The 17,421-nt window shown below is 77.6% G+C and carries 1 protein-coding gene; it reads left to right on the top strand.

All coding sequences use genetic code 11. The features are described 5' to 3' along the window. Window positions 1–304: 304 nt before the first annotated feature. Window positions 305–17,421 (top strand): type I polyketide synthase (locus ACWGKU_RS21470; protein ID WP_452191520.1); only part of this gene is annotated, 17,117 nt, incomplete at its 3' end.

Raw genomic sequence — 17,421 nt, 5'->3', positions numbered from 1 at the left:
GGCGAACCCCGCACCGCCCGGTGGGAATCCCCGGGACCGGGGTCCCCGGCCGGAAGTCCCCGGACCGGCACCCCTAACTGTGGGGCCGGTACCGGGGGCCGGCATCCGCCCTGCTTAGGGGTTGGTGCCGGTCGGTTCGCTCCCTAAGCTCGCGGATGACGCGCCATCGGGTACGCCGGGGAATTCCACCCGGCGGACCGCGGTGGCCCTTGCGAAACGCCAATCCGCCCAGGTCGACGGGTGGGCAATTCCACCCGTGAATTCCGTTCGGCTATTTCCGGCGCATTACGTGTTGAGGTGTCCCATGCCTGAGGTCCATGCCGATGACGCTGCCATCGCCGTCGTAGGACTCGCCTGCCGACTGCCGGGCGCCGCGACCCCGCGGGCCTTCTGGAAGCTGCTGTGCGACGGCGTGGAAGCGATCGGTGACGTCCCCCTCGACCGGGGCGACCTCGCCGAGCGGGACGTCCCGCGCCGCGGCGGCTTCCTCGACCGGATCGACGGGTTCGACCCGGGCTTCTTCGGCATCTCGCCGCGCGAGGCCACCGCCATGGACCCGCAGCAGCGGCTCATGCTGGAGCTGAGCTGGGAGGCGCTGGAGGACGCCCGGATCGTGCCGGACGCCCTGCGCGGCAGCCGGACCGGCGTCTTCGTCGGCGTGATGGCCTCCGACTACGCCACCCTCGCCCAGCGCGGCGGCGCCGCGCAGATCGGCCCGCACTCGCTGGCCGGCCTGCAGCGCGGCCTGATCGCCAACCGGGTCTCCTACGCCGTCGGCCTGCGCGGCCCCAGCATGACCGTCGACGCCGGACAGTCCTCCTCCCTGGTCGCGGTGCACGTCGCCGCCGACAGCCTGCGGCGCGGCGAGGCCACCCTCGCCCTGGCCGGCGGCGTGCACCTGATCGCGGCCCCGGAGAGCACCGTCAGTGCGGCCCGCTTCGGCGCGCTCTCCCCGGACGGCCGCTGCTACACCTTCGACGAGCGGGCCAACGGCTACGTCCGCGGCGAGGGCGGCGTGGTCGTCGCCCTCAAGACCGTCGCCCGGGCCGTCGCCGACGGCGACCGGATCTACGCCGTCATCCGCGGCAGCGCCGTCAACAACGACGGCGGCGGCGACAGCCTGACCACCCCCAGCCGCGACGCCCAGGCCGACGTGCTCGGCGCCGCCTACCGGCGCGCCGGGATCGCCCCCGACGCGGTGCGCTACGTCGAACTGCACGGCACCGGCACGGCCGTCGGCGACCCGGTCGAGGCGGCGGCCCTCGGCGCCGTCCTCGGCGCCGGCCGCACCCCCGACGCCGCGCTGCGGGTCGGCTCCGCCAAGACCAACATCGGCCACCTCGAAGGCGCCGCCGGCGCGGCCGGCCTGCTCAAGGCCGTCCTGTCGGTGGCCAACCGGCAGCTCCCGCCGAGCCTCAACTTCGAACGGCCCAACCCGCGCATCCCCCTGGACGACCTCGGTCTGCGGGTGCAGACCGCCCTCGAACCCTGGCCCGAGGGCCCGCGGATCGCGGGTGTCAGCTCCTTCGGCATGGGCGGCACCAACTGCCACGTCGTGCTCACGGAGTGGCCCGGCCGGGCCGAGGACCCGCGCGAGCGGACCGCCGACGCCGACGCGCCGGTGCTCTGGCCGCTGTCGGGCCGCACCGAGGACGCGCTGCGCGAGCAGGCCGCCCGGCTGCGCGCCCACCTGGAGGCCACGCCCGCCGCCGACCCGGCCGACGTCGGCCACTCGCTGGCCACCACCCGCGCGGCCTTCGGCCACCGGGCCGCCGTGCTCGGCCGCGGCCGGGACGAACTGCTGCGCCGCCTCGGCTCGCTGGCCGCCGGCGAGCCGGTGCGCGGGGTGGTCTCGGGGGAGACGGACGAGGGCCGCACGGCCTTCCTGTTCACCGGCCAGGGCGCGCAGCGGGTCGGCATGGGCCGGGGCCTGTACGAGGCCCACCCCGCCTTCGCGACCGCCTTCGACGAGCTGTGCGCGGAGCTCGACCCGCTGCTCGGCGGATCGGTCCGCAGCGTGGTGTTCGCGGGTGCGGAGGACCTGGACCGGACGGTGTGGGCGCAGGCCGGGCTGTTCGCGGTCGAGGTGGCGTCGTTCCGGTTGCTCGAATCCTGGGGCGTGGCACCGGAGTTCCTGCTCGGGCACTCGATCGGTGAGATCGCGGCCGCCCATGTGGCGGGCGTGTTCTCGCTCGCCGACGCGTGCGCCCTGGTGGCGGCGCGGGGCCGGCTGATGCAGGCGCTGCCGAGCGGCGGGGCGATGCTGGCGGTGCAGGCCGCCGAGGCCGAGGTGCGCTCGGAGATCGGTGACCGCCTGGACGTGGCGGCCGTCAACGGCCCGACCTCCGTGGTGGTTTCCGGTCCGACCGAGGTGGTGGAGGAGTTCGCGGCCCGCTGGCGGGCCGAGGGCCGCAAGACCAGCCGGCTGACGGTCTCGCACGCCTTCCACTCGGCGCTGATGGAGCCGATGCTCGCCGAATTCGCCGCCGTGCTCGCGGAGTTGACCTTCGCCGAGCCGCGCATCCCGGTCGTCTCCAACCTGACCGGCGGGATCGCCGAGCCCGGGCTGCTCACCACCCCCGACTACTGGGTCCGCCAGGTCCGCGAGGCCGTCCGCTTCGCCGACGGCGTCGACACCCTGCACCGCGAGGGCGTCACCCGCTTCCTCGAAGTCGGCCCGGACGGCGTGCTCTGCGCGATGGCCCGGCAGGCCGGCGCCCAGGGCCTGCTGGCCCCGGCCCTGCGCAAGGACCGCGACGACGCGGAGACCCTGCTCGGCGCCGTCGCCCGGCTCTACACCGCCGGCGCGCCGCTGGACTGGGACGCCCTCTTCGCGGGCCACGCCCCCCGACCGGTCGACCTGCCCACCTACGCCTTCCAGCGCCGCCGCTTCTGGCTGGACGCGGCCGCCCGTCCGGCCGTCGAACCCGCTCCCGCCGCGCCGGCCCCGGTCGAGGCCCCGACCGGGCCCGCCGCCGAGCGGCGGGACGAGCGGGCGCTGCTGCACCAGATCCGCGCCCAGGTCGCCGCCGTCCTCGACTACGAGACCCCCGGCGACGTGGACGCCCGGCTCACCTTCCGCGACCTGGGCTTCGACTCGCTCACCGCCGTGGAACTGCGCGACCGCCTCGCCGCGGCCACCCGGCTGCGGCTGCCGGACTCCCTGGTCTTCGACCACCCGACCCCGCTGCGCCTGGCCGAGCACCTGTCCGGCCTGCTCTACGGCGAGCCCGCCGCCGTCGCGCCCGCGACGCCCGCCCCCGGCGCCGTGAGCGCCGAGCCGATCGCGATCGTCGCGATGAGCTGCCGCTACGCGGGCGGCATCGACACCCCCGAGACCCTGTGGCAGGCGGTCCTCGACGGCCGCGACCTGGTCACCGGCTTCCCCGAGGACCGCGGCTGGGACATCGCGGGCGTCTACGCCGACGAGGGCCGCAACCCGACCGGCACGCTCACCCCCGCCGGGGCGTTCCTGACCGACGCGACCCGCTTCGACGCGGCGTTCTTCGGCATCTCCCCGCGCGAGGCCCTCGCCATGGACCCGCAGCAGCGGCTCCTGCTGGAGACCGCCTGGGAGGCCGTCGAGCGCCTCGGCGTCGACCCGGCCGTGCTGCGCGGCAGCCGCACCGGCGTGTTCGTCGGCGCCACCGCCCAGGACTACGGCCCCCGGCTGCACCAGGCCCCGGCCGACCTCGAAGGCCACCTGCTGACCGGCAACACCGCGAGCGTCGCCTCCGGCCGGATCGCCTACGTGCTCGGCCTGGAGGGCCCGGCGGTCACCGTCGACACGGCCTGCTCCTCCTCGCTGGTCGCCCTGCACCTCGCCGCCCAGTCGCTGCGCCTCGGCGAGTGCGACATGGCCCTGGCCGGCGGCGCCACCGTGCTGGCGACGCCCGGCATGTTCATCGAGTTCAGCAAGCAGCAGGGCCTGTCGGCCGACGGCCGCTGCAAGGCCTTCGCCGAGGGCGCCGACGGCACCGGCTGGGGCGAGGGCGTGGGCCTGCTGGCCCTGGAGCGGCTCTCCGACGCCGAGCGGCTGGGCCACCCGGTGCTCGCGGTGATCCGCGGCAGCGCCATCAACCAGGACGGCGCCTCCAACGGCCTCGCCGCGCCGAACGGCCCCTCCCAGGAGCGGGTGATCCGCCAGGCGCTGGCCGGCGCCGGGCTCGCCGCCGCCGACGTGGACGCCGTCGAGGCGCACGGCACCGGCACCGCCCTCGGCGACCCGATCGAGGCCCAGGCGCTGCTGGCCACCTACGGCCGGGACCGCGCCGCCGAGGACCCGCTCTGGCTCGGCTCGGTGAAGACCAACATCGGGCACACCCAGGCCGCCGCCGGCGTCGCCGGGATCATCAAGATGGTGCAGGCGATGCGGCACGGCACGCTGCCGCGCACCCTGCACGCGGACACCCCCTCCAGCCGGGTGGACTGGAGCGCCGGCGGCGTCCGGCTGCTGACCGAGGCCCGGGACTGGCCCGAGCGCGGACGTCCGCGCCGCGCCGCGGTCTCCTCCTTCGGCATCAGCGGCACCAACGCCCACATGATCGTCGAGAGCGTGCCGCAGGACGCCCCGGCGGCCCCCGCCGCCACCGGGACCGGCCCGCTGCCGTTCCCGCTCTCCGCCCACGGCGACGCCGCGCTGCGCGCCCAGGCCGCCCGGCTGGCCGAGGCCGTCCGCGCCGGCGCCGGGCCGGCCGCCGCCGCGTCCCTCGCCGACCTCGGCCTGTCGCTGACCGCCCGGGCCGCCTTCGACCGGCGCGCCGTGGTGGTCGCCGCCGACCGCGAGCAGCTGCTGGCCGGCCTGGACGCGCTGACCCGGGAACTGCCCGCCGCCAACCTGACCACCGGCACGGCCGGCGCCCCCGACGGCCCCGTATTCGTCTTCCCCGGCCAGGGCTCCCAGTGGGAGGGCATGGCCGCCGAGCTGTACGCCTCCTCCGAGGTCTTCCGCGCCGAGCTCACCGCGTGCGCCGAGGCCCTCGCCCCGCACACCGACTGGTCGCTGATCGACGTGCTGCACGGCGCCCCCGGCGCCCCCTCGCTGGAGCGCGTCGACGTGGTGCAGCCCGCGCTGTTCGCCGTGATGGTGTCGCTGGCGAAGCTCTGGCGGCACTCCGGCGTCGTCCCCGCCGCCGTGATCGGCCACTCCCAGGGCGAGATCGCCGCCGCGCACGTCGCCGGCGGCCTCACCCTGGCCGACGCCGCCCGGATCGTCGCCCTGCGCAGCCGCTACCTGCGCGCCATCGCGGGCACCGGGGGCATGGCGTCGATCCCGCTGCCGACCGCCGAGGTCGAGGCGCGCATCGCCCGCTTCGACGGCCGGATCACCGTCGCCGCGCACAACGGCCCGTCCGCCACCGTGGTCGCGGGGGAGGCCGAGGCCCTCGACGAGTTCGTCGCCCAGTGCCAGGCCCAGGACGTCCGCGCCCGGCGCGTTCCGGTCGACTACGCCTCGCACTCGCCGGCCGTCGACCCGCTGCGCGAGGAGCTGGCCGAGGCCCTCGCCGGGATCGAGCCGCGCGAAGGCCACACGGCCTTCTGGTCCACCGTCACCGGCGGCCTGCTGGCGACCACCGCACTCGACACCGACTACTGGTTCCGCAACCTGCGCCAGGTGGTGCGTTTCGAGCCCACCGTGCGGGCGCTGCTCGCGGCCGGCCACCACACCTTCGTCGAGTCCAGCCCGCACCCCGTGCTCACCGTCGGCGTCCAGGAGACCCTGGAGGCCGACGGCCGCGGCGGCGCCGCCCTCGGCACCCTGCGCCGCGACCACGGCGGCCCCGAGCGGTTCCTCGGCGCGCTCGCCGAGGCGTACGTCGCCGGCGTCGCGGTGGACTGGGCGGACGCCTTCCCCGGCTCCGCCCGGCGGGTCCCGCTGCCCACCTACCCCTTCCAGCGCGAGCGGTACTGGCTGGCGCCCGGCGCCGGCTCGACCGACGCCACCGGTCTCGGCCTCGACCCCGCCGACCACCCGCTGGCCGGCGCCGCCGTCACCCTCGCGGGCGACGACACCCTCGTCCTCACCGGCCGGCTCGCCACCGCCGACCAGCCCTGGCTCGCCGACCACGTGGTCAACGGCGCGGTCGTGCTGCCCGGCTCCGCGCTCGTCGACCTCGCGCTGCACGCGGGCCTGCGCTGCGGCCACCCGCACCTGGAGGAGCTCACCCTCCAGAGCCCGCTGGTCCTCCCGGCCGACGGCTCCGTCCAGATCCAGGTGGTGCTGCTGCCGCCGGACGAGGCGGGCCGCCGCCCCGTCACCGTCCACTCCCGCCCGCGGGCCGCCGCCGAGGACCGCCCCTGGACCTGGCACGCCACCGGCGCGCTGATCGCCGGGCCGACCGCCGCGCCCGCACCGCAGGGCGCCTGGCCGCCCGCCGGCGCCGTCCCGCTCACGGTCCAGGACGTCTACCCCGGCCTGGCCGGGCGCGGCTACGCCTACGGCCCGGCCTTCCAGGGCCTGACCGCCGCCTGGCGGCGCGGCGAGGAGCTGTTCGCCGAGGTCACCCTCCCCGAGACGCTCCCGACCGAGGGCTTCGGCATCCACCCGGCGCTGCTGGACGCCGCGCTGCACGTGCTGCTGCTCGACGGCGACCCGGCGACCACCCGGCTCGCCTTCTCGTTCGCCGGCGTCCGGCTGCACGCCGCCGGGGCCACCGCCGTCCGGGTGCACGCCGCGCCCGCCGGCCCCGAGGGCGGCTACGCCGTCACGCTGAGCGACCCGGCGGGCGCCGCCGTCCTGGACGTCGACGCGCTCGTCCTGCGGGCCGTCGACCCGGAGCGGTCGGCCGCCGGCCGGAGCACCGCCGACCCGCTCCACCGGCTCGACTGGATCCCCGCCGCCACCGCCGCCACCGGCGGCGCCGTCCGGACCGCCCCGGCCGACCTCGCCCAGGGCCTGCCGCCGCTCGACGGCGGCCCGGCGCCCGAGGCCGTCCTCCTCCCGGTCACCGGCGACCCCGACGCCCCCGCCGAGAGCGCGCACGCCCTGACCCGCAGCGCCCTCGGGCTGATCCAGGCCTTCCTCGCCGAGGAGGGCCGGGCCGACTCCCGACTCGTCCTGCTCACCCGGCAGGCCCTCGCCACCGGCCCGGACGAGGAGGTGCGCGACCTCGCCGCGGCCGCCGTCCTCGGCCTGGCCCGCAGCGCCCAGATCGAGCACCCCGGCCGCATCCTGATCCTCGACCACGACGGCGAGCGGCCCACCGACGAGGCCCTGCGCGACGCCCTCGCCGGCGACGAGCCGCAGCTCGCGCTGCGCGCCGGCCGCCTGCTGGCGCCGCGGCTGGTCAAGGCCGGACCCGCCCCGCTCGCCGGGGCCGAGCCCGCCCGCACCCCGTTCGACCCGGACGGCACCGTCCTGCTGACCGGCGGCACCGGCGCCATCGGCCGCGTGCTGGCCCGGCACCTGGTCACCGCGCACGGGGTCCGCCACCTGCTGCTGGTCGGCCGCCGCGGCCTGCCCGCCGGGGAACTCGCGGAGCTGACCGCCGGGCTGGACGCCGAGGTCACCGCCGCCGCCTGCGACGCGGCCGATCCGGCCGCCCTGGCCGCCCTGCTGGCCGCCGTCCCGGCCGAGCACCCGCTCACCGCCGTGGTGCACGCCGCCGGCGTGGTCGACGACGCCTCCGTGCAGCGGCTGCGCCCCGAGCAGCTGGACGCCGTGCTGCGCCCCAAGGCCGACGCGGCCTGGAACCTGCACCGGCTCACCCGCGACCTCGACCTGAGCGCGTTCGTGCTCTTCTCCTCGCTGGCCAGCACCGTCGGCGCCGCCGGCCAGGGCAGCTACGGCGCCGCCAACGGCTTCCTCGACGCGCTCGCCCAGCACCGGCACGCCCTCGGGCTGCCCGCCCAGGCGCTGCTCTCCGGCCTCTGGGCGCACGGCGAGGGCATGGGCGGCCGGCTCGGCGAGGCCGACCGGGCCCGCCTGGTCCGCGGCGGCCTGGCACCGATGACCGCCGAGCAGGGCCTCGCGCTCTTCGACGCGGCCCTCGCCGACGGCCGCCCGCTGATCGCCCCGGCCCGGATCGCGGTCGCCGAGGCGGCCGGGCGCGCCGAGGCCGTCCCCGCGGTGCTGCGCGGCCTGATCCGCACCCCGCTGCGCCGGGCGTCGGCCGCCGCGGCGGCGAGCGGCCTGGCCGACCGGCTGACCGTGCTGCCCGCCGCCGACCGCCGCCGCACCCTGCTGGACCTGGTCCGCTCCAGTGCCGCGACCGCGCTGGGCCACGCCGACCCGGCCGGGATCGCGGTGGACGGTGCGTTCAAGGCGCTCGGCTTCGACTCGCTGATCGCGGTGGAGTTCCGCAACCGGCTGAACGCGGCGTCGGGCCTGCGGCTGCCCACCACCGTCGCCTTCGACCACCCCACGCCGAACGCGCTCGCCGACCACCTGCTCGCCCTGCTGACCGACGCCACCGGCACCGGCCCGGCGCCGACGGCGGCCAGGGCCGCGACCGCCGCCCCGGGCGAGCCGATCGCGATCGTCGCGATGGGCTGCCGCTTCCCCGGCGGCATCGGCTCGCCCGAGGAGCTGTGGCAGGTCGTCGCCGAACGCGGCGACATGATCTCCACCCTGCCCGCCAACCGCGGCTGGGACCTCGACCGGCTGTACCACGCGGACCCCGACGAGCCGGGCCGCTCGTACACCCGTGAGGGCGGCTTCCTGTACGACGCGGACCTGTTCGACGCCGCGTTCTTCGGCATCTCGCCGCGCGAGGCGGCCGCCGCGGACCCGCAGCAGCGGCTGCTGCTGGAGACGGCCTGGGAGGTCGTCGAGCGCGCCGGGATCGACCCGACCACGCTGCGGCACAGCGCCACCGGCGTGTTCACCGGTGTCGCCACCCAGGAGTACGGCCCGCGGATGGACCATGCCCTGGAGAACTACGGGGGCTACCGGGTCACCGGCAGCGCGGGCAGCGTCGCCTCCGGCCGGGTGGCGTACGCGCTCGGCCTGGAGGGCCCGGCGGTCACCGTCGACACCGCCTGCTCCTCCTCGCTGGTCGCGCTGCACCTCGCGGTCCAGTCGCTGCGGGGCGGCGAGTGCGACCTCGCCCTGGCCGGCGGCGCCGCCGTGATGTCCACCCCGGGCCTGTTCATCGAGTTCAGCCGACTGCGCGGACTGTCCGAGGACGGCCGCTGCCGGGCCTTCGGTTCGGGTGCGGACGGCTTCGGGCTGGCCGAGGGCGTCGGCCTGGTCATGCTGGAGCGGCTCTCCGACGCCCGCCGCAACGGGCACCAGGTGCTGGCGGTGATCCGCGGCACCGCCATCAACCAGGACGGTGCGTCGAACGGTCTGACGGCGCCGAACGGCCCGTCGCAGGAGCGGGTGATCCGGCAGGCGCTGGCCAACGCCGGAGTCGCGGCCGCCGAGGTCGACGCCGTCGAGGCGCACGGCACCGGCACCACGCTGGGCGACCCGATCGAGGCGCACGCCCTGCTGGCCACCTACGGCCAGGAGCGGGCCGGCGAGCCGCTGTGGCTGGGCTCGGTGAAGTCCAACATCGGGCACACCCAGGCCGCCGCCGGTGTGGCGGGCGTGATCAAGATGGTGCAGGCGATGCGGCACGGCGTCCTGCCGGCCACGCTGCACGCGGACGAGCCGTCCCCGCACGTGGAGTGGGCGACGGGCGCCGTGGAGCTGCTGTCCGAGGCGCGCCCCTGGCCGCAGGCCGGTCGCCCGCGCCGGGCGGGCGTCTCCTCGTTCGGCATGAGCGGCACCAACGCGCACCTGATCCTGGAGGCCGCGCCCGCGACGGCGGCCGAGGAGCCGACGGAGGCCGGGGGTGTACTGCCGTGGCTGCTGTCGGGCCGGACGCCGGTGGCGTTGGGTGCGCAGGCGGAGCGGCTGCGGGAGTTCGTGCTGGGGCGTCCGGAGGCGTCGGTGGCGGATGTGGCGTCCGCGTTGCTGTCGCGGGCGGGTCTGGAGCACCGTGCGGTGGTGCTGGGTGCGGACCGGGAGGCGTTGCTGGACGGCCTCGCGGTGCTCGGTGGCGAGGGTGTGGTCCGGGGCCGGGTCGTTCCCGGTGACGTGGTGTTCGTGTTCCCGGGCCAGGGTTCGCAGTGGGTGGGTATGGCGTGGGAACTCGCCGAGGCCTCACCGGTGTTCGCGGCGCGTTTGGCGCAGTGTGAGGCGGCGTTGGCGCCGTTCACGGACTGGTCGCTGACCGAGGTGCTGCGCTCGGGCGCGGAGTTGGACCGGGTGGACGTGGTCCAGCCGGTGCTGTGGGCGGTGATGGTGTCGCTGGCCGAGGTGTGGCGGGCACACGGTGTGGAGCCGTCGGCCGTGATCGGCCACTCGCAGGGCGAGATCGCCGCCGCGGTGGTGGCGGGTGCGCTGTCCGTCGAGGACGGTGCCCGGGTGGTCGCGCTGCGCAGCCGGGCCATTGTCGAACTCGCCGGTGGCGGCGGCATGGTGTCCGTCGCTGCGGGCAGCGTGGTGGTCGAGGAGCTGATCGGCTCGTTCGACGGCCGGATCTCGGTGGCCGCGTTCAACGGCCCGTCCTCGACGGTGGTGTCGGGCGAGCCGGATGCGCTGGACGCGCTGATGGCGCTCTGCGAGGAGAGCGGGGTGCGGGCCCGCCGGATCCCGGTGGACTACGCCTCGCACTCCGCCCAGGTCGACCGGCTGCGCGGGCGCATCCTGGACGACCTGGCCGAGGTCGCCCCGGTGACCTCCACCGTGCCGCTCTACTCCACCCTGACCGGCACCCCGATCGACACGGCGCGGATGGACGCCGGGTACTGGTTCGACAACCTGCGCTCCCCGGTGCGCTTCGAGGAGGCCACCCGCGCGCTGCTCGGCAGCGGCCGGGCGGTGTTCGTGGAGTGCAGCCCGCACCCGGTGCTGACGGTGGGCGTGCAGGAGACCGCCGACGCGGCCGAGACCGCGACGGCCGTGCTGGGCACGCTGCGGCGCGGCCAGGGCGGCCCCGAGCAACTGCTGACCGCCCTGGCCGAGGCCTGGACCGCCGGCGTGGCCGTCGACTTCACCGCGCTGCTGCCCGCAGGGCGCCCGGTCGAGCTGCCGACCTACGCCTTCCAGCGCGAGCGCCACTGGCTGGAGCAGGCCGCCGCCCCGGCGGCCGAGGGCGACCCGGCCGAGGCCCGGTTCTGGGACGCCGTGGAACGCGAGGACCTGGCCGAGCTCTCCGAGGCGCTGCGGCTGGACGACACGCCGGAGCTGCTCGGCTCGGTGCTGCCCGCGCTGGCCGACTGGCGGCGCCGCCGCCGGGACCGCTCGACGCTGGACTCCTGGCGCTACCGGATCGGCTGGAAGCCGGTGGACGCCCCGCGCGGGGCGGTCGCCCTGACCGGCACCTGGCTGGTGGTGGCCGCCGAGGAGACCGCCGCCGAGGAGGTGGTCGCGGCGATCCGTACCGCCGGTGCGCAGACCGTGACCCTGGTCGTGGCCGACCCGGCCGTCGGCCGTACGGCCCTGGCCGACACCCTCCGCGCGGCGCTTCCCGCGGCCGAGCCGTTCGCCGGCGTGGTCTCGCTGGCCGGCCTGGCCGAGGAGCCGCTGCCTGGGACGGTGCTGCCCGCCGGCCTGGCGGTGTCGCTGACGCTGGTGCAGGCGCTCGGGGACGCCGGGATCACCGCCCCGCTGTGGACCCTGACCCGGGGCGCCGTCTCCACCGGCCGGGCCGACCGGCTGGACCACCCGGTGCAGGCCCAGCTCTGGGGCTTCGGCCGGTCGCTGGCGCTGGAGCACCCGGACCGCACCGGCGGCCTGATCGACCTGCCGCCGGTGCTCGACGAGCGCGCCGGGCGGCGCCTCGCGGCCCTCCTCTCGGGTGCCACCGGTGAGGACCAGAGCGCCGTACGGTCCTCCGGGACCTACGCCGCCCGGCTGCTGCGCGCCCCCGAGCCCGCGCCCGCCGGCGAGGGCCGGCGGCTGACCGGCACCGTCCTGGTCGCCGGAGCCGACGGTGCCCTCGGCCGCCAGGCCGCCCGCTGGGCGGCCGGCCGCGGCGCGGCGCACCTGCTGCTGGTCGCCTCCGCACCGTCCGGGGAACTCGCCGACTTCGCCGCCGAGTCGACCGGGGCCGGCACCCCGGCCACCGTGGCCGTCTGCGACCTCGCCGACGCCGACGCGCTCGCCGCGCTGCTGGCCGAGCACCCCGTCGCGGGCGTGGTCCTCACCGCCGAGGTCGGCCCGACCGAGGCCCTGGAGCTGACCGGTCCGGCAGAGTTCGCGGCCGTCCTCGCCGCCAAGACCGCCGGTGCCGCCCGGCTGCACGCCGCGCTCGCGGACGTGCCGCTGGACGCCTTCGTGCTGTTCTCCTCGATCGCCGGGGTCTGGGGCAGCGGCGGCCAGGCCGCCTACGCGGCCGGCAACAGCTACCTCGACGCGCTGGCCGAGCACCGCCGGTCGCTCGGCCTGCCGGCCACCTCCGTCGCCTGGGGCCCGTGGTCCGGCGGCCCGGACGGCCGCGGCGCGGACTTCCTGAGCCGCCGCGGCATCCCGGCCATGGACCCGCGGCTGGCCCTGGCCGCGCTGGACCGGGCCGTCGACCGGGACGAGACCACCGTCGTCGTCGCCGACGTCGACTGGACGACCTTCACGGCCTCCTTCACCTCTGCCCGGCCCAGCCCGCTGCTCGCCGACCTGCCCGGCCCGCGCACCGCCGCGGCCGCCGCCGGCACCGACGGCGCGGCCGCCCTCAGCGGCCGGATCGCCGCACTGTCCGCCGCCGAGCGCGAGCGGGAGACCCTGGCCGTCGTCCGCGCCGAGGTCGCCGCGGTGCTCGGGCACGCCGACCCGAGCGGCCTGGAGACCGGCCGGACCTTCAAGGACCTCGGCTTCGACTCGCTGACCGCCGTCGAGCTGGGCAAGCGCCTGGCGGCCGGCACCGGCACCCCGGTGCCCGCCACCGCCGTGTTCGACCACCCGACCATCGGCGAGATGACCCGCTACCTGGTCGGCGGGCTCGACTCCGGCCCGGCCGCGACGGCCACCGCCGCCACCGACGAGCCGATCGCGATCATCGGCATGAGCTGCCGCTTCCCCGGCGGTGTCGAGGGCCCCGAGGACCTCTGGCGGCTGGTCGCGGCCGGCGGGGACGCGATCGTCGACTTCCCGACCGACCGCGGCTGGGACGTCGAGGGCCTCTACGACCCGGACCCCGACCGGCAGGGGCACACCTATGTCCGCTCCGGAGGCTTCCTCGCCGGCGCGGGCGAGTTCGACGCCGGCCTGTTCGGGATCTCCCCGCGCGAGGCCCTGGCGATGGACCCGCAGCAGCGGCTGCTGCTGGAGGCCGCCTGGGAGGCCTTCGAGGACGCCGGCATCGACGCCACCGCCGTACGCGGCAGCCAGGGCGGCGTCTTCGTCGGCATGACCTCCTCCGGCTACGGGCAGGGCGCGGTGCTGCCGGACGGCGTCGAGGGCCACGTGCTGACCGGCACCACGACCAGCGTCGCCTCCGGCCGGCTCGCGTACACCTTCGGCCTGGAGGGCCCCGCCATCACGGTGGACACCGCCTGCTCCTCCTCGCTGGTCGCCCTGCACATGGCGGCCGGGGCGCTGCGCTCCGGCGAATGCGGCATCGCCCTCGCGGGCGGCGTGACGGTGATGGTGTCGCCCGACTCCTTCATCGAGTTCAGCCGGCAGCGCGGTCTCGCCGTCGACGGCCGCTGCAAGCCGTTCTCGGCGGCGGCGGACGGCACCAGCTGGGCCGAGGGCGTGGGTATGCTGCTGGTCGAGCGGCTCTCGGACGCGCGCCGCAACGGGCACCGGGTGCTGGCGGTGGTGCGCGGCAGCGCGGTCAACCAGGACGGCGCCTCCAACGGCCTCACCGCCCCGAACGGCCCCGCCCAGCAGCGGGTGATCCGCCAGGCGCTCGCCAACGCCGGACTGTCGGCCGCCGAGGTGGACGCCGTCGAGGCGCACGGCACCGGCACCCGGCTCGGCGACCCGATCGAGGCCCAGGCCCTGCTGGCCACCTACGGCCAGGACCGACCGGCCGACCGGCCGCTGCTGCTCGGCTCGGTGAAGTCCAACATCGGCCACACCCAGGCCGCCGCCGGCGTCGCCGGGGTGATCAAGACGATCATGGCGATGCGCCACGGCGAGCTGCCCGGCCTGCTCCACCTGGACGCGCCCTCACCGCACGTGGACTGGTCGGCCGGCGCGATCGAGCTGCCGACCGCCACACAGCCCTGGCCCGAGAACGGCCGACCGCTGCGGGCCGGCGTCTCCTCCTTCGGCGTCAGCGGCACCAACGCCCACGTCATCCTGGAGAGCGCCCCCGTCGAGGAGACGGCGGCCCGCGGCCCGGCGGCACCCGCCACCGGGGCGCCGCTGCCGTGGCTGCTGTCCGCCGCCGACCCCACCGCGCTCGCCGCCCAGGCCGAGCGGCTGCACGGCTTCGCCGACGCGGGGACGGGCACCGACCCGGACCCGGCCGACATCGCCCTGGCACTGGCCACCGGCCGCACCGGCCTGGCGCACCGCGCCGTCGTCCTGGCCGCCGACCGCGCCGGCCTGCTCGCCGGCCTCGGCGCGCTGGCCACCGGCGCCGAGGCGCCCGGCGTGCTGCGCGGCGAGAGCGCCGACGGCCGCTCGGCGTTCCTGTTCTCCGGCCAGGGCTCCCAGCGCCCCGGCATGGGCCGCGCCCTCTACACCGCCTTCCCGGTGTTCGCCGACGCCCTGGACGCCGTCTGCGCCCGGCTCGACACCGAGCTGGACCACCCGCTGCGCGCGGTGATGTTCGCCGAGGCGGACACCCCCGAGGCGGCCCTGCTGGACCGGACCGTCCACACCCAGGCCGCGCTGTTCGCCTTCGAGGTGGCGCTGTTCCGGCTGCTGGAGGACTGGGGCGTGCGCCCCGACTTCCTGCTCGGCCACTCCATCGGCGAGATCGCCGCCGCCCACGTCGCGGGCGTGCTCTCGCTGGACGACGCCTGCACCCTGGTCGCCGCGCGCGGCCGGCTGATGCAGGCGCTGCCCGCCGGCGGCGCGATGCTGGCCGTCGAGATCGACGAGGCCGGGGCCGCCGAGGCGCTCGCCGCCCACGACGGGGTCGACGTCGCCGCCGTCAACGGCCCGCGGGCGATCGTGGTCTCCGGACCGCAGGACGCGATCGCCGACCTGGCCGGGCACTGGCGCGCCGAGGGCCGCCGGACCAGCCGGCTGCGGGTCTCGCACGCCTTCCACTCGGCGCTGATGGAGCCGATGCTCGCCGAGTTCCGCGCCGTCGCCGAGCGCCTCGCCTACCACCCGCCGCGCCTGCCGGTGGTCTCCAACCTCACCGGCACCGCCGTCGGAGCCGAGGAGATCTGCACCCCCGAGTACTGGGTGCGGCACGTCCGCGGGGCCGTCCGGTTCGCCGACGGCGTGCGCTGGCTCGCCGGCCAGGGCGCGACCCGCTTCCTGGAGCTCGGCCCGGAGGCGGTGCTCACCGCCATGGCGCGCCTCACCCTGGACGCCACCGACCGGGACGACGCCGCACTGGTGCCCGCCTCCCGGGGCGAGCGGCCCGAGGCCGAGACCCTGCTGGCCGCCGTCGCCACCGCCTGGACCCGGGGCGCCGCGGTGGACTGGTCCGCCGTCCTCGCCGACCGCGGCGGCCGCCGGATCACCCTGCCCCCGTACGCCTTCCAGCGCCGGCCCTACTGGCTGCGCCCCGGCCGGTCCGGGGCCGACGTGACCGGCGCCGGCCTACTGCGGACCGAGCACCCGCTGCTGACCGCCGCCGTGCCGCTCGCCGACGGCGAGGGCGCGCTGCTCACCGGCCGGCTGTCGCTCGCCGCCCAGCCCTGGCTGGCCGACCACGCCGTGCGCGGCACGGCGATCCTGCCCGGCACCGGCTTCGTGGAACTGGCGCTGCGGGCCGGCCGGGAGGTCGGCTGCACCGCGCTGCGCGAGCTGATGGTCGAGGCCCCGCTGGCCGTCCCCGCCACCGGCGGCGTCCGCATCCAGGTGCGGGTCGGCGACCCGGACCCGGCCGGCGACCGCCCGGTGGCCGTCCACGCCCAGCCCGACGGCGCGGCCGGCTGGACCCGGCACGCCTCCGGCGCCCTGGCCGCCGGGACGGACGCCGAACCGTACGACCTCTCCGCCTGGCCGCCGGCCGACGCCGAGCCGGTGGAGCTGGACGGCTACTACGAGCGGCTGACCGAGGCCGGCTACGGCTACGGGCCGGTCTTCCGCGGGCTGCGCCGGGCCTGGCGGGCCGAGGGCGCCGTCTACGCGGAGATCGCCCTCCCGGCGGGCGCCGCCGAGGAGGCCGCCGGCTACGGCGTCCACCCGGCGCTGCTCGACGCGGCCATGCACGCCACCACCGTCGGCGGGTTCCTCGACGACGCCGGCGCGACGCCGCTGCCGTTCGCCTGGTCCGGGGTGACCCTGCACGCCACCGGCGCCTCCGTGGCCCGGGTCCGGCTCGCCCCCGCGGGCCGGGACGCGATCTCGATCCGGGTCGCCGACGCCACCGGCGCACCGGTGGCCGACGTCCGCTCGCTGACCCTGCGGCCGGCGCCCACCGGTCAGCCGGACGGCCGCCGCGCCGAGGCCGGCGACGCGCTGTTCGCGGTCGAGTGGAGCGCGCTGCCGACCGGCGCCGCCGCCGCCGAGGAATGCCCGGTGGCGGAGCTGTCCGCCGTCGAGGCCGGCCACGCCCGCGCGGCCCTGGTGCTGCACCGGGTCGAGGCGACCGGCGCGGACGACGCCGCCCGGGCCCGCACCGCCACCGCCGGGGCGCTCGACGCCGCCCGGCGCTGGCTGGCCGGCGACCGGGACGAGGCCGACCGCCTGGTGGTCGTCACCCGCGGTGCCGCGGCCGTCCACCCGGGCGAGGAGCCCGCCGACCCGGCGGGCGCCGCGGTGTGGGGCCTGCTGCGCTCGGCCCAGTCCGAGCACCCGGACCGCGTCCTGCTGCTCGACGACGACGGCTCGGCCGACTGGGCGCTGGTCCGCCGGGCGGTGGAGCTGGGGGAGAACCAGCTCGCCGCGCGCGGCGGCGCCCTGTACGCGCCGCGACTGGTGCGCGTGCCCGCCTCCGCCGCGCTGACCGTCCCCGAGGACGCCGCCGCCTGGACCCTCGACCCCACCGAGCCCGGCATCCTGACCAGCCTGCGGCTGCTGCCCGCCGACACCGCCGAGCGGCCGCTCGGCCCCGGCGAGGTGCGGATCGGCGTCCGCGCGGCCGGCGTGAACTTCCGCGACGTGCTGCTCGCGCTCGGCATGTACCCCGAGCGCGCCGAGCTGGGCTCCGAGGGCGCCGGCGTCGTCCTGGAGGTCGGCGCCGAGGTCACCGACCTCGCCCCCGGCGAGCGGGTCTTCGGCCTGTTCCCCGGCGGCTTCGGCCCCGTCGCCGTCGCCGACCGGCGGCGGCTCGCCCGGATCCCGGCCGGCTGGACCTTCACCGAGGCCGCCTCGATGCCGGTCGTCTTCGTGACCGCCTACTACGGGCTGGTGGACGC

It is taken from the genome of Kitasatospora sp. NPDC054768, from assembly GCF_053612025.1.
The sequence above is the reverse complement of the archived record's forward strand: the minus strand, read 5'-3'. Positions and strand labels throughout refer to the sequence as shown.